This is a genomic window from Streptomyces roseochromogenus subsp. oscitans DS 12.976 (genome assembly GCF_000497445.1).
Classification (GTDB): Bacteria; Actinomycetota; Actinomycetes; order Streptomycetales; family Streptomycetaceae; genus Streptomyces; species Streptomyces oscitans.
In genome coordinates this window covers 2,473,225-2,491,150 of the sequence record NZ_CM002285.1, presented here as the reverse complement: position 1 = coordinate 2,491,150, position 17,926 = coordinate 2,473,225, and the positions used below count along the sequence as shown (strand labels likewise).

Genomic DNA, 17,926 nt, shown 5'->3' with positions numbered 1-17,926 from the left:
CGCTGCTCCTTCTGCGCCATCCCGTCCTTCCGCGGCTCCTTCATCTCCCGCCGCCCCAGCGACGTGCTGAACGAGACCCGCTGGCTGGCCGAGCAGGGCGTGAAGGAGATCATGCTGGTCTCCGAGAACAACACCTCCTACGGCAAGGACCTGGGCGACATCCGCCTGCTGGAGTCCCTGCTGCCGGAACTGTCCGAGGTCGACGGCATCGAGCGGGTGCGCGTCAGCTACCTGCAGCCCGCCGAGATGCGCCCGGGACTCATCGACGTCCTGACCTCGACCCCCAAGGTCGCCCCGTACTTCGACCTGTCCTTCCAGCATTCCGCGCCCGACGTGCTGCGCGCCATGCGCCGCTTCGGCGACACCGACCGGTTCCTGGAGCTGCTCGACACGATCCGCTCCAAGGCCCCCGAGGCCGGCGTGCGCTCCAACTTCATCGTCGGCTTCCCCGGCGAGAGCGAGGCGGACCTGGCCGAGCTGGAGCGCTTCCTGACCGGCGCCCGCCTGGACGCCATCGGTGTCTTCGGCTACTCCGACGAGGAGGGCACGGAGGCGGCGACCTACGACGACAAGCTGGACGAGGACGTCGTGGCCGAGCGTCTGGCGCGGGTGTCCCGGCTGGCCGAGGAACTCGTCTCGCAGCGCGCCGAGGAGCGCGTCGGCGAAACCGTGCACGTGCTGGTCGAGTCCGTCGACGAGGAAGAGGGCGTCTACGGCCGCGCCGCGCACCAGGCGCCCGAGACCGATGGCCAGGTGCTGCTCACGAGCGGCGCGGGTCTCACCGTCGGACGTATGGTCGAGGCAAAGGTGGTCGGTACGGAAGGTGTCGACCTGGTGGCCGAGCCGCTCACCGGCTCGCTCGCGTGTAGTGAGGAGGCGGGCAGATGACCGGAGTCCCGGCATCCGCCGCGGGTGGCTCCTCCGGCGCGCACGGCGCCCGGGGGCCCGCCGCCCCTGCCGACGGCGTCAAGTCCGAGGTCTCCGGTTCTGCTTCAGGCCCCGAAGGTGGCGGCAGGGCACCGCGCGGCGCCAAGATCGCGGCCGCGGCCGTCAACCAGGCGAGCGTCTGGAACGTGGCCAATCTGCTGACCATGCTCCGCCTGGTCCTGGTGCCCGGCTTCGTGGCGCTGATGCTGGCGAACGGCGGCTATGACCCGGCCTGGCGCTCGCTGGCCTGGGCCGCCTTCGCCATCGCCATGATCACCGACCTGTTCGACGGGCATCTGGCGCGCACCTACAACCTGGTCACCGACTTCGGGAAGATCGCCGACCCCATCGCCGACAAGGCGATCATGGGGGCGGCGCTCATCTGTCTGTCGGCCCTGGGCGATCTGCCGTGGTGGGTGACGGCCGTGATCCTCGGCCGGGAATTCGGCATCACGCTGCTGCGTTTTCTCGTCATTCGCTACGGCGTGATCCCGGCCAGCCGCGGGGGCAAGCTGAAGACCCTCACCCAGGGCGTGGCGGTCGGGATGTATGTCCTGCCGCTCACGGGGTGGCTGGCCACTCTGCGGTTCTGGGTGATGGCCGCGGCAGTCGTCCTCACCGTCGTCACGGGCCTCGACTACGTAAGACAAGCCATTGTGCTGCGCCGCCGGGGAATCGCCGAGCGCGCGGCAGCGTCGGAGGAGAAGGAAGCGTGAGTGAGCAGGCCACCGAACTGGTGCGACTACTGACCGTGAGGGGCGAGACCCTCGCCGTCGCCGAGTCGCTCACCGGTGGCCTGGTGGCCGCGGATATCACCTCGGTCCCCGGAGCGTCCAAGGTGTTCCGGGGCTCGGTGACCGCCTACGCCACCGAGCTGAAGCATGAGCTGCTGGGCGTCGACGCCACCCTGCTGGCGCGGCAAGGAGCGGTGGACCCGCAGGTCGCGGGCCAGATGGCAGCTGGGGTACGGAAGGCTCTGGGCGCCGACTGGGGCATCGCGACCACCGGAGTCGCCGGTCCCGAACCGCAGGACGGCCAGCCCGTCGGGACGGTGTTCGCGGCCGTCGACGGGCCGTTCACCGACCGCCCCGGTTCCGCCGGTGGCGGAAAAGTGGAAGCCCTGCGGTTGAACGGCAGCCGTGCGGAAATCCGTATGGAGAGTGTACGGAGCGTGCTCGCACTGCTCCTGGAGCAGCTTGCGGGCGAACACACCGGGAATGAGCGGGCACAGGATACGGAACGGAACGGGGGGTTTTGATGTTTGCAGCCCTGAGTGAACACGACATCGCTCCCCGCACGGCCGCGGCGCGAGGCGGTACGGTGGGGCGAGAAGGATGCGGCTACGCGGTCCGAGGAGGGAGCCACCGATGATTCTGCTCCGTCGCCTGCTGGGTGACGTGCTGCGTCGGCAGCGCCAACGCCAGGGCCGTACTCTGCGCGAAGTCTCCTCGTCCGCCCGAGTCTCACTCGGCTATCTCTCCGAGGTGGAGCGGGGGCAGAAGGAGGCTTCCTCCGAGCTGCTCGCCGCCATCTGCGACGCGCTGGACGTACGGATGTCGGAACTCATGCGGGAAGTGAGCGACGAGCTGGCGCTCGCCGAACTGGCCCAGTCCGCCAGGGCCACCGAGTCCGTTCCCGCGTCGGTCCGTCCGATGCTGGGTTCGGTGTCGGTGGCCGGTGTGCCACCGGAACGGGTGACCATCAAGGCGCCCGCCGAGGCGGTGGACGTGGTCGCCGCGTGACGTCCGCGTGCGCGGCCTAGCGCGGCTTAGCGACCCGATACGTGTGAAGCCCCGGCCGGGCTTCTCCAGGGAGACCTGGGGAGCCCGGCCGGGGCTTTCTTGTTGCCCGCGCATGTGATGTGTGTCTCTTATCTATCCATTTATGCGTCCATTTGCCGGGCTTGGGTGGTGCGGTCATGGTGGAGGGATGTGACGTCGCCGAAGCACTGGAGGAAGCGGATGTACGTAGTGAAGAGCCCGTTGGCCGACGCGGACCTGAAGACCGTGGCCGAGGCGCTGCAGGGTGCCCTCGTGGACCTGGTGGACCTCTCGCTGGTCGCCAAGCAGATCCACTGGAACGTCGTCGGGCCCCGCTTCCGCTCCATCCACCTCCAGCTCGACGAGGTCGTCGCCTCCGCGCGCACCCACTCCGACACCGTGGCCGAGCGGGCCTCGGCCCTCGGCGTCCCGCCCGACGGGCGCGCCGCCTCGGTGGCTTCCGGCAGCGGCATCAAGGCGACTCCGGCGGGCTGGATCAAGGACACGGACGCCGTCAGGACCATGGTGGAGGCGCTCGGCGCGGTGATCGTCCGGATGCGGGAGCGGGTGGCGGCGACGGGGGAGCCGGACGCGGTGTCCCAGGACATCTTCATCTCGATCACGGCGGATCTGGAGAAGCATCACTGGATGTTCCAGGCGGAGAACGCGTAAGCGCCTTTGGCCTAGGTAGGCGAACTGCGATGGGTGGTGGTCCGGTGCCGGGGTTGCCGTCCTGGGCTCGCGTCCCGGGCTCCCGCTCATCGGCCTTCGGCCTCGTCCCCGACGCCGGACGGGCACGATGACCGCGCGGCTGGGCTGAGTGGAGTGGTGCGTCTGTGTGCCCTTAGTGCGCCCTGCCGGTGCTCGGGATCGGCGATCTAGCGTCCCGCTGGAGGTGACGGCCATGGTGGTGCGGATAGCGCGCTGCGGGGTCGCCCTGGTGCTGGGGGCCGTGTGGTGGTGGGCCGTGCTGCGGCTCGCCCTAGGGCAGGGCGCGGGTGTGCTGGAAGGTGCCGTCGCGGCCGGCGGGTGGGGGCTGAGCCTGCTTCCGGTGCACTGTGTGCCCAAGGGGCGGGCGGACGGGGCGTTGCCGGCGGGGCGCTGGGTGGCCGCCTGGCGGGCGGGACGCGACGCTACCAGGGCATCGCCACACCCCCGTTCGGGCGAAGTATCTGACCCGTCGTGAACGCCGACGCGTCCGACGCCAGGTACAGCACCGCGTGCGCGACGTCGCCCGCCTCGCCGACCCGGCCCAGTGGTGCCATCCGGGCCATCATGCCCTCGGTGTGCGCCTGCGCCTCACGGTCGTGGCGCTCGGTCATCGGGGTGCGGATCCAGCCGGGCGCGATCGCGTTGACCCGGATGCCGTGCCGGCCGACCTCGGCGGCCAGCGTCTTGGTCAGCTGGACCACGGCCGCCTTCGCCGCGCCGTAGCAGAGCAGCCCGGGGCCACCGGTGTCGACCGCGCCGGACGCCATGGTGACGATGCTGCCCCGGGTGTCATTGGCCAGCATCAGCCGGGCCGCCTCCTGGCAGGCGTGGAGCACGCCCTTGAAGTTGACGTTCAGTACCCGGTCGAGGTCTTCGTCGCGGGTCTCCAGCACGGGACTGCTGTGCATGATCCCGGCGATCGCCGCCATCACGTCCAGGCGCTCGCAGGATCGGACCGCCTCGGCCAGCGCCGCCCGGTCGGTGACGTCCAGGACATGGGTACGGGCCGTGCCACCGCGTTTCTCGATCAGTTCCGCCGTGCTCCGCAAACCGTCCGCGTCCCGGTCGGCGCAGTGCACGGTCGCGCCCGCCTCGGCGAGCAGAACGGCGGAGGCCCGGCCGATGCCGCCGGCGGCTCCGGTGACGAATGCGGTGCGTCCGGTGAGGTCGTACGCCGTGAGGGGCATGAAGCGACGGTACGAGCATTTCTGACGGATCGTCAATTGGTGGCGGGGTGGTGTGGATTGCCGATCACCGCTCGAGGCGGGGCGTCGTCAGGGTGTGCGGCGGGGGTAGCGGTCGCGCCAACGCTGCGGTGAGCCGGGGGCGGGGGCGGGGCCCGGCTGGCAGGTGGGGCACCAGTAGGTGGGGCGGTCCTGGGAGCCGTCGCCCTGGTCGGCCACGCGGACGGGGGTGCGGCAGCGCAGGCAGGGGCGGGGCGCGCGGCCGTAGACGAACAGGTCGTGCCGGTGCAGGCCGGTGGTCTGGCGGACCGGGCGGTCGCGGTTCGCCTCCAGGAGTTTCTTGGCGAGCGCGGGCAGTTTCTCGGCGCGGTCGGCGGGCAGTGCGCCGACCGGCAGCCAAGGGGTGACGCCGAGCAGGAAGCACAGCTCGCTCTTGTAGACGTTGCCGATGCCGGCCAGATTGCGCTGGTCGAGCAGGGCCTCGCCGAGCGGGCGGGCGGGATCGGCGAGGACGTTGGCGAGGGCGCGCTCGGGGTCCCAGTCGGGGCCGAGCAGATCAGGGCCGAGGTGGCCGACGACTCGCTCCTCCTCGTTCGTGCGCAGCAGCTCCAGGACCTGGAGGCGATAGCCCACGGCCGTGCGGTCGACGGTACCGAGGACGGCCCGGATCTGATGGGCGGGGCCGCCGCGCCAGCGCTCGCCGGTGCCGTACACCTTCCACGCGCCCTCCATCCGCAGATGGGTGTGCAGGGTCAGGCCGCCCTCGAACCGGGTGAGCAGGTGTTTGCCGCGCGGGATCGTGCTGAGCACCGTACGGCCCGTGAGGTCGACCGTCGCGTACTTCGGCACCCGGAAGTCGCTGCGGGTCAGTGCCTTGCCCGCGAGGGCCTCATGCAGCCGCCGCGCGGCCTGCCAGACCGTGTCACCTTCGGGCATGCGTCCAGGGTGCCACGAGGGGGAAGGCCGGGGGACGGCGTGGCTGGTGGGGTGCGCCGGCAGAGCTCTGGAGGGGGTGCGGGGAACGTCCCGAAGGGGCGCGGGGCTGTGGTTGATATGCGGCACCCCCAACACCGCGGCGCTCCTGGCGGAGCGTCACGCTCTCAGGCGCAGGCCGCGTGGCGTGGCCACGAAACCCGCGGCTTCCAGGAGGGTGCCTATGGGGGAGGTCAGGGCCTGGGCGCCGTTGATCCGCTCGACCGTGACCGTGCCGAGGGAGCCCGCGCGAGCGGCCGCTGCCAGGGCCTCGGCGGCCGTACGGAGACGGGGATCGTCCGGGGCTGCGGTGTCCGCGGTGACGGGCCAGGCCAGCAGGGTCTTGCCGCCGCGCTCCATGTACAGCGTCAGCTCGCCCTCCACCAGGACGATCAGCGAGCCCGCCTTACGGCCCGGCTTGTGCCCGGCGCCGGTCGGTGGCTCGGGCCAGGAGAGGGCCGCGCCGTAGGCGTTGGCGGGGTCGGCCGCGGCGAGGACCACGGCACGGGGGTCGGGCGCGGACGTGCCCGTACGACCACTGCCGTACCCCCGGTGTGCCGGCGCGCCGTAGCCGCCGGTGCCGCCTCCTCGGGGGCCTCCGTAGCCGGGGGAGGCGAAGGGGTCGGGGAGGTCGCGGGGCGAGATGTAGTCGCCGGGGGCGGGCGGGGGGTCCGCCGGGGGCCAGGTGAAGTCTCCGTCGAGACCGGGGTGCGCGAATCCGCCGTCGCTTCCGTCGACGGCGCCAGGGAGTGCGTGGTCGTGCGGTGCGCCGTCGGACGCGCCGAAGCCGTCCGGGAAGGCCGCGTCGGTGAAGCCGGGTGGGAAGGCCGGTTCGGTGGAGCCGGAAGGGAAGGCCGAATTCGTGGAGCCCGGAGGGAAGGCCGGGGCGGGGAAGCCGTCCTGGCGGGTCTGGGCCATCAGGCTCTCGCCGCGTTCGCGGGCGTTGGCCACCGCGCGGAGCCGGTCCACCGCACCGTCCATGGCGAACTGGGCCGCGCCCAGACCCTCGACCACATAGCCGCGCCGTGCCTGACCGCTCTCCTCGAACGCGGACAGCACCCGGTACACCGCCGAGAAGCCGCCCTCGATCCCCTCCGCCGCGACCGCCCCGCGGGTGACCACGCCGTGCCGGTCCAGGAGGGTGCGGGCCAGCGCGTGGGCGCGCACGGTGGCGTCCGGTTCGGCCGCGGAGAGCAGCGACCAGCGGCCGGCGACGGTCGGCGGGCCCGTACGGGACGCGGTGCGGGCCGCCGCCGTCAGGGAGCCGTAGCGGCCGCGCGGGACCGCGCGCTTGGCACGGTGGGCCGTGGAACCCGCCGTACGACCGGATCCCAGGAGCGAGCGCATCGGGGCGAGGGTGTCGTTGGTGAGCCGGCCCGACCAGGCCAGGTCCCAGAGGGCGTCGGCCAGTTGGGGGTCGCTGACGTCGGGGTGCGTGGTGGCACGGACCTGGTCGGAGATCTGGCGGAAGAACAGGCCGTAGCCTCCGGAGAGCGCGTCCAGGACGGACCGGTGGAGCGCGGTCAGTTCGAGGGGGTGGGGCGGCGGGAGCAACAGGGGGGCCGTGTCCGCCAGATAGAGGGAGACCCAGCCGTCCTTGCCGGGCAGCGCGCCCGCACCCGCCCACATCACTTCGCCGGCGGAGGTCAGCTCGTCGAGCATCGACGGCGTGTAGTTCGCCACGCGGAAGGGCAGGACCAGCTTCTCCAGCGCGGAGGCCGGCACGGAGGCGCCCTGCAACTGCTCGACGGCGCGCACCAGTCCGTCGATGCCGCGCAGACCATGTCCTTTGCCGATGTGCTGCCACTGGGGCAGGAATTGGGCGAGCGCGGCCGGCGGCACGGGCTCCAGCTCGTGGCGCAGGGCCGCCAGGGAGCGGCGGCGCAGGCGGCGCAGTACGGCCGCGTCGCACCACTCCTGGCCGATGCCCGCCGGGTGGAACTCCCCCTGGACGACCCGGCCGCTCGCGGTGAGCCGCTGCAGGGCGCCCTCGGTGACCGCCACGCCCAGGCCGAAGCGGGCGGCCGCCGTGGCCGACGTGAACGGGCCGTGCGTACGGGCGTAACGGGCGAGGAGGTCACCCAGGGGGTCCTTCACCGGCTCGGTGAAGGCTTCGGGCACGCCGACCGGCAGGGCCGTGCCGAGCGCGTCGCGCAGCCGGCCCGCGTCCTCGATCGCCGCCCAGTGGTCGGCTCCGGCGATCCGGACCTTGATCGCCCGGCGGGCCCCGGCCAGCTCGCGCGCCCACTGCGGATCCGCGCCCCGCGCGACCAGCTCGGCGTCCGTCAAGGGGCCGAGCAGCCGGAGCACATCGGCCGCGCCCTCCACGTCCTTGACCCGGCGGTCCTCGGTGAGCCACTGCAGCTCGCGCTCCAGCTCGGTCAGCACCTCGGCGTCGAGCAGCTCGCGCAGCTCCGCCTGGCCCAGCAGCTCGGCCAGCAGCCGGGAGTCCAGCGACAGCGCGGCGGCACGGCGCTCGGCGAGCGGGGAGTCGCCCTCGTACAGGAACTGGGCGACGTATCCGAACAGGAGTGAACGGGCGAACGGGGACGGCTCCGGGGTGGTGACCTCGACCAGGCGCACCTTGCGGGACTCGATGTCGCCCATCAGCTCGACGAGCCCGGGGACGTCGAAGACGTCCTGGAGGCACTCGCGGACCGCCTCCAGCACGATCGGGAACGAGCCGAACTCACTTGCCACCTGGAGCAGTTGGGCCGCTCGCTGGCGCTGCTGCCACAGCGGGGTGCGCTTGCCGGGGTTGCGGCGCGGCAGCAGCAGCGCACGGGCGGCGCACTCGCGGAACCGGGAGGCGAACAGGGCCGAGCCGCCGACCTGGTCGGTGACGATCTGGTCGACCTCGCCCTTGTCGAAGGCGACGTCCGCCGCTCCGACGGGCGCCTGCTCGCTGTCGTACTCCGTGCCGGCCTTCGTCGGTTCCCGGTCGAGCAGGTCCAGGCCCAGCAGGTCGGCGTCGGGCAGGCGCAGCACGATGCCGTCGTCGGCGTGCATGACCTGCGCGTCCATGCCGTACCGCTCGGACAGGCGGGCGCCTAGTGCTAGGGCCCAGGGGGCGTGCACCTGGGCGCCGAAGGGGGAGTGGACGACGACCCGCCAGTCACCCAGCTCGTCGCGGAAGCGTTCCACGACGATCGTGCGGTCGTCCGGGACGTGGCCGCAGGCCTCGCGCTGCTCGTCCAGGTACGACAGCACGTTGTCCGCCGCCCAGGCGTCCAGGCCCGCCGCCAGCAGACGCGGCCGGGCCGCGTCCTTGGGCAGCGAGCCGACTTCGCGCAGGAACGCGCCCACCGCGCGGCCCAGTTCGAGCGGGCGCCCCAGCTGGTCGCCCTTCCAGAACGGCAGCCGGCCCGGCACGCCGGGCGCCGGTGAGACCAGGACGCGGTCGCGGGTGATGTCCTCGATGCGCCAGGAACTCGTGCCCAGCGTGAAGACGTCGCCCACCCGGGACTCGTAGACCATCTCCTCGTCCAGCTCGCCGACCCGTCCGCCGCCCTTCTTGGGGTCGGAACCGGCGAGGAAGACCCCGAAGAGCCCGCGGTCGGGGATCGTGCCGCCCGAGGTGACGGCGAGGCGCTGGGCGCCCGGCCGACCGGTGATCTCGCCGGTCACGCGGTCCCACACCACGCGCGGGCGCAGCTCCGCGAACGCGTCGGACGGATACCGGCCCGCAAGCATGTCGAGAGTCGCCGTGAACGCCGACTCGGGCAGCGAGGCGAAGGGCGCCGCGCGGCGGACCGCGGCGAGCAGGTCGTCGAACTGCCAGGTGTCCAGCGCAGTCATGGCGACCAGCTGCTGGGCGAGCACGTCCAGCGGGTTCGCGGGGACCTTCAGGGACTCGATCGAGCCCGAGCGCATCCGCTCGGTGACCACGGCCGCCTGGACGAGGTCACCCCGGTACTTGGGGAAGACCACGCCGGTGGAGACGGCGCCCACCTGGTGCCCCGCGCGGCCGACGCGCTGGAGCCCGGAGGCGACGGACGGCGGGGACTCGACCTGCACGACCAGGTCGACGGCGCCCATGTCGATGCCCAGTTCCAGGCTGGACGTGGCGACCACGGCGGGCAGCCGGCCCGCCTTCAGGTCCTCCTCGACCAGGGCACGCTGCTCCTTGGAGACCGAGCCGTGGTGCGCGCGGGCGATCACCGGGGGTGCGCCCTGGGCCGCGCCCGAGCCGCCCATCAGCTGGGCCGGGGAGTGATGCTCCTCCAGCGTCTCGCCAGTCGCCCGCTCGTACGCGATCTCATTGAGCCGGTTGCACAGGCGCTCGGCCAGGCGCCGCGAGTTGGCGAACACGATGGTCGAACGGTGGGCCTGGACCAGGTCGGCGATCCGCTCCTCCACATGCGGCCAGATCGACGGCCGCTCCGCGCCCTCAGCAGCGTCCGCCGCCGGGGAGCCGCCCAGCTCGCCCATGTCCTCGACCGGGACGACGACGGACAGGTCGAACTCCTTGCCCGACTCCGGCTGGACGATCTCCACCTTGCGGCGCGGTGAGAGATACCGGGCCACCTCGTCCACCGGGCGGACGGTGGCCGACAGGCCGATCCGGCGGGCCGGCTTCGGCAACAGCTCGTCGAGCCGCTCCAGGGAGAGCGCGAGATGGGCGCCGCGCTTGGTGCCCGCGACCGCGTGCACCTCGTCCAGGATCACCGTCTCCACGCCCGTAAGCGCGTCGCGCGTGGCCGAGGTCAGCATCAGGAACAGCGACTCGGGGGTGGTGATCAGGATGTCCGGCGGGCGGGTGGACAGGGCGCGCCGCTCGGCCGCCGGGGTGTCGCCGGAGCGGATGCCGACCCTGACCTCGGGCTCGGGCAGGCCCAGGCGCACCGACTCCTGGCGGATGCCGGTCAGCGGGCTGCGCAGATTCCGCTCGACGTCGACCGCGAGGGCCTTGAGCGGGGACACATACAGCACCCGGCAGCGTTTCCTCGGGTCGGCCGGGGGCGGGGCCGAGGCGAGCTGGTCCAGGGCGGCGAGGAACGCGGCCAGCGTCTTGCCCGAACCGGTCGGGGCCACCACCAGCACGTCCGAGCCCGCGCCGATGGCCCGCCACGCGCCGGCCTGGGCCGCGGTGGGCGCGGAGAACGCCCCCGTGAACCAGCCGCGGGTCGCGGGTGAGAAGCCATCGAGGGCTCGGTGTGCGGAGCTGACCATGCGTCCATCCTGCACCCGACCACTGACAATCGCGCTGACCTGGGCAAACGCCGTTCGGTGAGGAGCGGGCGCGGGCCTGGCGGTGCCGCCGGGCCTCGGCCTGCTGCCCGCCCATGCGCACCGCGGCCCAGGCCGTCGGCGGGTGACACGCGACCGGCGCGGCCGTCCGGCTCAGCCCACGAAGCGGCCGTAGGACCGGAGGGTTTGCAGTGCCTCGATCGTCACCAGGGAGCGCGCTTCCAGTGCGGGGGCCGGGGCCCACTGGCGCCAGCTGATGGGCCAGCCGCCGTCGTCCTGCTGCTCGGCGGCCAGGTGGTCCAGGGAGCGGGCCATCTCGTCGTCCGTGAACCACGCGCGCGCGAACGACTCCGGACTCCTGGCGAAGTCGTGCGGGAAGTGGTGCTCGCCCGGGGCATAGCCGGAGGCGACCGGATACGCGTCGAGCCGGTCGGGGTCCAGGACCGCGAGCCGTTGCTCCCGCACCATGCGGCCCAGCCGGTCCGCCGCGGCCTCCGCGCGCGAGCGGTCGGGAGCCGAGTCCAGGAAGGCCACGGCGGCCTCCACCTCGTACGGGTGGGACTTGCCCAGGGACTCCACCGCCTGCCAGCAGAAGTCGGTGGCCCGGAACAGCCAGGCGTGCCACACCTCGTTGCGGTGCAGCAGCCCGACCACCGGCCCGGTGGCGAGCAGCTCGCTGGGAGGGTCGTCGACGACCGGGACGAACGGCGCCGTCGGATACCCGCGCTGGCTCGGACGGATCGCCGGCAGGGCGCCGTCCGCGGTGGAGACCGACGTCAGATAGCGGCACACCCGCTCGACCCGCTGCCCGCCGCAGCGCCCGATGGCGTCCAGGACGCGCAGAGCGTGCGCGGTGTGCAGGGGCTGGCTCATGGGCCCGCGCAGATCGGGCTCCAGCCCGTGCCCGTACCCGCCGTCCTCGTTGCGGTAGGCGTCCAGTGCCGCTTCCACCGCGTCCGGGGTGCCGTGCAGAAAGCGGTACGCGAAGAGGTGCTGCTCCAGCACGCGCGCGTTGAGCCACACGAACTGCTCGGCGCGGAAGAGCGGAGAGCGTGCCGGGGGCGTGGAGGGGAGTGGGGAAGCTCCTGTTTCGGACATGCGTCAGACCGTAGGACGGAAAGCGGTCTCGGCAAGGGCTCCCGGCCCGGGCCCACCCCCAGGGGCGGGATACCGGAGTCATGCGGTTGACGGTTTTCTGGCAGTGGAAGACCCGCCGACTTGCGGAGATTTTCGCGCTTTGGCCTTCGGGGCCGAGGCGGATGGGTCACGTGGTCGGGCCGAGGGGCGGGGTGGGCGTGGCTGTCGCGATCGTGCGGTGATCGTGGCCGCCCGTGTGATCGTCGCCCGCGCGGGGACGGGCGTGCAGCCGGCGGCCGCTTCTCGGCGGGGATCAACTGGTCGTCGGGCGGCCCCGGTCTGAGGGCCGGGTGCCCGCCGGTCCAGCCCCGTGGTGCAGAGCGGGCGGGACCGGCGGGGTCGCTGGTCAGCCGAAGGCCGAAGACCGGTTGTCGTTGTCATCCGTCATCGCAGGGCACAGCCGTCACGGAAGTGCCCTGGAATTCCAGCGCATTCGAACGTTCAAACGTCACAAGTCCCGCACCCGAGCGGGGACGGACGCACGCTTTCCTCGGACGGCACGTCCCCAGGCGGCATCAGCCCGGACGCCGTCCGGCATGGCAACCGGGGCCGGGACAGCGGGCGTCGGAGGCGGAGGCCGCGATTCTGTCCGCGGGGTGCGGGCACGGCGAGCTGCGGGCGCCGGCTTCACGGAGCAGCACGACGCCGTGCTCAGCGAGGTCGAGGCGATCTACCAGGACCGGGTCGGTGTGCTCGGCCGCTGCCTGAACGGCCGCGAGCACGCGTCCGTCCCGTTGCCGTCAACCGACAGGCGGGGCCGACCTGTTACGCCGCTCACCCTGACGCGCGTACCGGTGCCCGCGAGACGAAGCACAGGAACTGAGTTCAGGGTTCGGTACCGACATCGAGCCCGCGAGCGCACCACCTGTCAGGCCGCAGCCGCAGCCGCAGCCGCCGGGGCGGCGGCCCGCTTGCCGCACGGGCGGTCAATGAGGCAACGGCGGAGCGGCGGTCAGGGCGTGGGCGGCACAGACGGCGACCTGAGAGGATCAGTGGCAGCCCCGAGACGCGGTCCGGGGTCGGCGGCGTACCGTAGGCCGGGCCGCGGGCATGCCGGTGCGCCGGCGGAGCCGGTGTGATGACGGACTGCGTGGCCGTGCAGGATCCCGCGCTCGTCGCGGGGCGGTCCTGCGTGACCTGGCTGTAGGCGTAGAGCGTGCCGCTCTCGAAGCCGAACCGCTGCGACGTCACAGCGCATGCCTCAGCGCTTGCGCCGCCGCCGGCGCCCGGTCATGAGCCGCGCGAGCAGCGTGTCGGAACGCCGTTTCACCCGTGGCGGCGGGTGCCGACGTGCTTCAGGCGTCCGAGGGTTCGAGGGGCTGGTCGGCCGGGGCTCCGGGGCGGCTGTCGGGGAAGGTCGGATTCAGGTAGGTGATCGCCGCGGGATGGGCGATGCCCGGCAGCAGCAGTCGCCACAGGTTGGTGATGCGCTCCGACAGGTCCGCGTGACCGGACGCCGCCTGGGAGAAGAGCTGGACTCCGGTGAAGGCGGCCACGATGAACTCGCCACAGGTTCCGGGATCGATGTGCGGCAGCAGCTCCCCGGCGTCGCGGGCCTCCGTCAGCAGCGCGACGGCCACCGTGTTCCACTCCTCGAACGGGGTGACCGGCGCATCGTCGAAGACCGTATCGACGGTAATGCGGGTGCCCGCTCTGAGCAACGGGTCGTTCTGCAGCCCCCGTCCGATCTCCAGGCTCATCGAAATGAGCCGCTGGAGCGGGGAGCCGGGCGCGGTCACCGTGTAGGGGAGGGTCTGCTCCTGGATGATGGCGTCGGCGAGCGCCCGCTTCGAGCTGAAGTGGAAGTAGAGCGCGCCTCTGGTGACGTCGCCGGCCTCCATGATGTCGGCGATCGTGGCAGCCCGGTAGCCGCGCTTGCTGATGACGGCCGCGGCGGCATCGATGAGTTTTCTTCGGGTGCGCAAAGCGCGTTCTTGGCGGGCCAATGTCCCTTCCTCCGGGCTGCGTTCCTTCTCCTTTGGGCCGTATTGCTTGGTGCATCCTATCCCCGTTCTTGAGAACAACTGGATGGTTTGTTTGCTCCATCAAATGAGACATTTCGGATATGTCGTCCAAATAAGGTCGTCAATTCTCATTGACAAAACCGATCAGTCAGTTTTTATTGGCTCCCGATCTTCCCGCGCTGGGCGGGGGTGGAACGAAAGCTGGTGAGGTGACGTGTGCCTGGCTGCGACGCGGAGTGCGACTCTGCTGAAGGACCTGGTGCACCGCCGCAACGGCGAGCAGGTGCTCGTCACGGGGGTGGAGCAATGCGAGGAGAATCGTTTCAATGTCTCTGTGCACTGGCCGCGGGACCACAGGTTCTACGGCCCGTGCGCGGACGGCGGCAGTGATCCGCAACTGGTGTCCGAGACGATGCGGCAGGCGGGGATCCTCGTCGGTCACGTCGCGTACGACGTGCCGAAGGGGCACAGCTTTGTCATGAACGAGCTGAGCCACACGGTCGACTGGGAGGCGCTGGCTCCGGCCGACACCCGGACCCGGCTGGATCTGGAGGTGAACTGCCTGGAGGTGCGGCGGCGCGGCCGGACGCTGTTCGGCGTCCGGGGCACGATGGTGCTCAGGCGCGAGGGCCGGGAGGTCGCTTCGGGTACGTTCGACTACCGCTGCATGTCGCCGGGCGTCTACCGGCGGCTGCGGGCCGAGGCCCGCTCCTCCGAGGATCCGGCCCTGCCCGCACTTCCGGCTCCCGTGGAGCCGGTCGCCGTGGGCCGGGTACGTCCCCAGGACGTCGTCATCGCGTCGAGTGGACTGCCCGGTACGTTCCTGCTGCGAGCCGAACGCGATCACCCGGTCCTCTACGACCACCCGCTCGATCATGTCCCGGGCATGGCGATCATCGAGGCGATGCGGCAGACGGCCCAGGCCGTGACCGGTCTGTCGGGCGCGGTGACGGCCCGTATGCAGACGGCCTTCTCCCACTATGTCGAGCACGACCTGCCCTGCTACCTCACCACCGGCACACCGACCCGGCCGGACGGAGGAGCCGTCGAGGTACCGGTGCAGGTGTGGCAGCGCGACCAGGAGGCGGCCCGCGGAGTGATCCCCCTGAGCCCGTGCGGGGACGGACTGGAGCTCACGTTCCTTCCGTACCCGTCCGAGCAGAGGCAGCCGGTGCTCCAGCTCGCGGGGAGGGCGGTATGACGCACTCCCAGGGCATGCTCGCCGGCAAGGTCGTCATGATCACCGGTGCCTCCAGCGGCATCGGAGCCGCGGCCGCCCGTGTGTTCAGCGCCGAAGGCGCCCGCGTAGTGCTGATGGCCCGCAACCCTGAGCCCCTCGAGGCATTGGCCAGGGAGATCACTGCGACCCGTGGCCCGGCCCACGCGGTCGCCGGTGACGTCACCTCGGCACAGGATGTACGGCGTGTGGTCGAGGCGGCTGTCGAGACCTATGGGCGGCTGGACGGCGCGTTCAACAACGCCGGTTGGGGCGCTCCCCGTACGCCGCTGCATCTGACGGAGGACTCCGAGTACGACCGGGTCTTCGACGTGAACGTGCGAGGTGTGTGGAACTGTCTGCGCCGCCAGATCCCCGCGATGATCGCCACCGCGGGCGGCGGCGCCGTGGTCAGCTCGTCGAGCACCGCCGGGGTCGTCGGCCACTTTCTGCCCGGCGCCCCCTACATCGCGGCCAAGCACGCCGTGATCGGCCTGACCAAGGCGGCGGCGGACCAGTACGGGTCCCAGGGGATCCGGGCCAACGTCCTGGCCATCGGCGCCACCCGCACCGAGCTGCTCCAAGAGGCGCTCGACCAGTACCCGGGTCTGGAGGACCGGCTGGCCTCCGAGTCGATGGTGGGCAGGCTCGCGGAGCCGGAGGAGGTGGCCAGGGCCGCCGCGTGGCTGCTCGGCGACGGCTCGTCCTTCGTCACCGGGGCGACCGTGCCGGTCGACGGCGGGGTGACCGCGCGATGACAACACGAGGAGCACGGTGATCCTGATCACTGGCGCGAGCGGCACGGTGGGGCGGCTCACCGCCCGGACCCTGATGCGTTCGGGCCACCCCGTCCGGCTGCTGGTGCGCGACGCGGTTCGCGCACCGGCGCCGGAACCCGGCGCCGAAGCGCAGGTCGCCATCGGGGACTTCGACGCTCCCGAGACGCTTCGGCGGGCCATGACCGGCGTCCGGGCGGTTCTCGTCATCACGTCCGACCCGACCCGCCCGGAGCAGGACGCCCACCTGGTGCGGGCCGCGGCCGACACGGGTGTGCGCCACCTGGTGAAGTTGTCCGCGCTCGCCGCCACCCAGGCACGGGCGCGGGACCTGGTGACCCGCTGGCAGCGGGAGAGCGAGGACCGCATCCGGGCCTCGGGCTCGGACTGGACACTGCTGCGGCCCCGCGCGTTCATGACCAACACCCTGGCGTGGGCCGCCGAGGTGAAGGCCACGGACACGGTGCGGCACTGGCCGGGGGACGTCCCGTCGGCCTGTGTCGATCCGGCGGACGTCGCGGCGGTGGCGGCCCGGGTCCTCACCGAGGACGGGCATGCCGGACGGGCCTACCCGCTGACCGGCCCCGAGGCGCTGACGGCCCGGGAGCAGACCCGGATCCTGTCCGGGGCGCTCGGTCGCCCGCTGTCCTTCGCCGAGCGTTCCCGGGAGGAAACGCTGGCGATGCTGCACCGGCGCTACCCGGAACCGGTGGCCCAGGCCCTCGTGGACCGGGCCGACGGGCGGTCGGCCGATGCGAAGGGAGGCGTGGCCGACACCGTGGCGCGGCTGCTGGGCCGCCCCGCGGGCACGTACGCCGCCTGGATCGAGCGGTCCTTGCGGGCCTTCGCGCGAGGTACGTGACGTAGCGGCCGCGCACACGACAAGGCGGTACCGGCCGGGGATCCCCCTCGGCCGGTACCGCCTTCGGTTTTCTCAGGCGTCCAGCGCGCGTTTCACGGTGACCGCGACCCAGCGTTCCAGGATGCTCGCGGCGGCCCCCGAGTCGATGGACGCGGCGGCTCGTCGTACGCCGTCCTCCAGGCGTTCGGCCACCGGACGGTCGCACGGCTCCAGCGCGGCGAGACCGGCGGCGGCCGACAGGAGCACGGCGTCGCGGACCGGCCCCTGTTCGCCGGCCAGAATGTCACGGGCCACCCGGGCGTTGTGGGCGGGGTCGCCACCGCGGAGAGCGTCGGGGCTGGCCAGCGTGAAGCCGATGTCGCGAGGGTCGAAGGTCTCGGACCGGATTCCCGAGCCGGTGACCGACCAGATGGCGGAGGTCGTGGTGACCGACAACTCGTCCACTCCGTCGTCGCCCCGGAAGACCAGGGCCGACACGCCGCGGCGGGCGAGTACCCTCGCGATCAGCGGTGCCGCGGCCGGATCCGCCACACCCACCGCCTGGGCCGAGGGCCGGGCCGGATTGCACAGCGGCCCGAGCAGATTGAACACCGTACGTACCCCGAGCGAGCGCCGGGTGGGCGCGGCGTGGCGCATCGCAGGATGGAAGAGCCGGGCGAAACAGAAGGTGATGCCGACGTCCTCGGCCACGTCCCGGACGTCTTGCGGGGACAGGTCGAGCACCACACCCAGTTCCTCCAGGACGTCGGCCGAGCCGCAGGCGGAGGACGCGGAACGGTTGCCGTGCTTGACCACCCGGGCCCCGGCACCCGCCGCCACGATCGCTGACATCGTCGAGACGTTGACGCTGTCGGAGCCGTCCCCGCCGGTGCCGACGATGTCGAGCGCGGGACCGGCGATCTCCAGCGGCAGCGCGTGCCGGTACGCGGAGCGCACCAGCCCCTCGACCTCCTCGACGGTCTCGCCCTTGGCGCGCAAGGCCACCAACAGGCCTGCAAGAGCGGCGGGTGGGGCGGCGCCGGACATCACCTGGTCCATGGCCCAAGCGGTGTCCCGCGCGTGCAGGTCGCTGCGGCGCAGCAGCGAATCCAGCAGTTTCGGCCAGCTACGGCCTTGCGACTGAGCGGACACGCCAGCTTCTCCTCACACGGTGACGGGAGACTTACAGGACGACAACGGGCAGTACGGGCGGGGCGGGTGGTGGCAGGTCGCGGGGTCGGGGCAGCG

General features: G+C 72.2%; 14 protein-coding genes. 8 read left to right on the top strand and 6 right to left on the bottom strand.

Going from position 1 to position 17,926, the window contains the following annotated elements; all coding sequences use genetic code 11:
• From M878_RS60655 to M878_RS60635, 5 genes are all read left to right on the top strand, one after another.
• Nucleotides 1-888, top strand: an 888-nt coding sequence (locus M878_RS60655) for a MiaB/RimO family radical SAM methylthiotransferase (RefSeq protein WP_023546278.1), incomplete at its 5' end; no start/stop codon positions are given.
• On the top strand, nt 885-1,643 hold the full coding sequence (gene pgsA, locus M878_RS60650) for a CDP-diacylglycerol--glycerol-3-phosphate 3-phosphatidyltransferase (protein ID WP_023546276.1): 759 nt from the start codon (nt 885-887) through the stop codon (nt 1,641-1,643). The genes M878_RS60655 and pgsA, both read left to right, overlap by 4 nt.
• On the top strand, nt 1,640-2,185 hold the full coding sequence (locus M878_RS60645; RefSeq protein ID WP_023546274.1) for a CinA family protein: 546 nt from the start codon (nt 1,640-1,642) through the stop codon (nt 2,183-2,185). The genes pgsA and M878_RS60645 overlap by 4 nt, the downstream gene beginning before the upstream one ends.
• Before the next feature lie 109 nt (nt 2,186-2,294).
• On the top strand, nt 2,295-2,669 hold the full coding sequence (locus tag M878_RS60640; protein WP_023546271.1) for a helix-turn-helix domain-containing protein: 375 nt from the start codon (nt 2,295-2,297) through the stop codon (nt 2,667-2,669).
• A gap of 219 nt (nt 2,670-2,888) precedes the next feature.
• The gene (locus M878_RS60635; protein WP_023546269.1) at nt 2,889-3,359 is read left to right on the top strand and encodes a Dps family protein; all 471 of its coding nucleotides are present in this window, start codon (nt 2,889-2,891) and stop codon (nt 3,357-3,359) included.
• Nucleotides 3,360-3,820: 461 nt separating this feature from the next.
• Here M878_RS60635 and M878_RS60630 read toward each other — a convergent pair whose 3' ends face one another.
• The 5 genes from M878_RS60630 to M878_RS60605 all read right to left on the bottom strand — a co-directional run bounded on the left by M878_RS60630 (nt 3,821) and on the right by M878_RS60605 (nt 13,806).
• Complete coding sequence (locus M878_RS60630) at nt 3,821-4,585, bottom strand: SDR family NAD(P)-dependent oxidoreductase (RefSeq protein WP_023546267.1); 765 nt, start codon at nt 4,583-4,585, stop codon at nt 3,821-3,823.
• Nucleotides 4,586-4,672: 87 nt separating this feature from the next.
• Nucleotides 4,673-5,518, bottom strand: a complete 846-nt coding sequence (locus M878_RS60625) for an Fpg/Nei family DNA glycosylase (RefSeq protein WP_023546264.1) — start codon at nt 5,516-5,518, stop codon at nt 4,673-4,675.
• Between the two features lie 156 nt (nt 5,519-5,674).
• Nucleotides 5,675-10,726, bottom strand: coding sequence for an ATP-dependent helicase (locus M878_RS60620; protein ID WP_023546262.1), 5,052 nt, complete (start codon nt 10,724-10,726; stop codon nt 5,675-5,677).
• Between the two features lie 171 nt (nt 10,727-10,897).
• On the bottom strand, nt 10,898-11,842 hold the full coding sequence (locus tag M878_RS60615; protein WP_031224700.1) for a hypothetical protein: 945 nt from the start codon (nt 11,840-11,842) through the stop codon (nt 10,898-10,900).
• Nucleotides 11,843-13,176: 1,334 nt separating this feature from the next.
• Nucleotides 13,177-13,806, bottom strand: coding sequence for a ScbR family autoregulator-binding transcription factor (locus tag M878_RS60605; protein WP_023546258.1), 630 nt, complete (start codon nt 13,804-13,806; stop codon nt 13,177-13,179).
• A gap of 298 nt (nt 13,807-14,104) precedes the next feature.
• Between M878_RS60605 and M878_RS47560 the strand changes: the two genes are divergently transcribed.
• From M878_RS47560 to M878_RS60595, 3 genes are read left to right on the top strand one after another with little or no spacing between them, the layout of a single operon-like run.
• Entirely contained in the window at nt 14,105-15,046 is a 942-nt protein-coding gene (locus M878_RS47560) for a ScbA/BarX family gamma-butyrolactone biosynthesis protein (RefSeq protein ID WP_158692680.1), read from the top strand.
• Nucleotides 15,043-15,819 carry an SDR family NAD(P)-dependent oxidoreductase gene (locus M878_RS60600; protein ID WP_023546256.1) on the top strand — a complete coding sequence of 259 codons (777 nt, stop codon included), beginning with the start codon at nt 15,043-15,045 and terminating at the stop codon, nt 15,817-15,819. Before M878_RS47560 ends, M878_RS60600 begins: the two co-directional genes overlap by 4 nt.
• A gap of 16 nt (nt 15,820-15,835) precedes the next feature.
• Complete coding sequence (locus M878_RS60595; protein WP_023546255.1) at nt 15,836-16,699, top strand: NAD(P)H-binding protein; 864 nt, start codon at nt 15,836-15,838, stop codon at nt 16,697-16,699.
• Between the two features lie 72 nt (nt 16,700-16,771).
• On the opposite strand, the gene trpD is transcribed toward M878_RS60595, so the two are convergent.
• On the bottom strand, nt 16,772-17,830 hold the full coding sequence (gene trpD / locus M878_RS60590) for an anthranilate phosphoribosyltransferase (protein WP_023546254.1): 1,059 nt from the start codon (nt 17,828-17,830) through the stop codon (nt 16,772-16,774).
• Between the last annotated feature and the right edge of the window lie 96 nt (nt 17,831-17,926).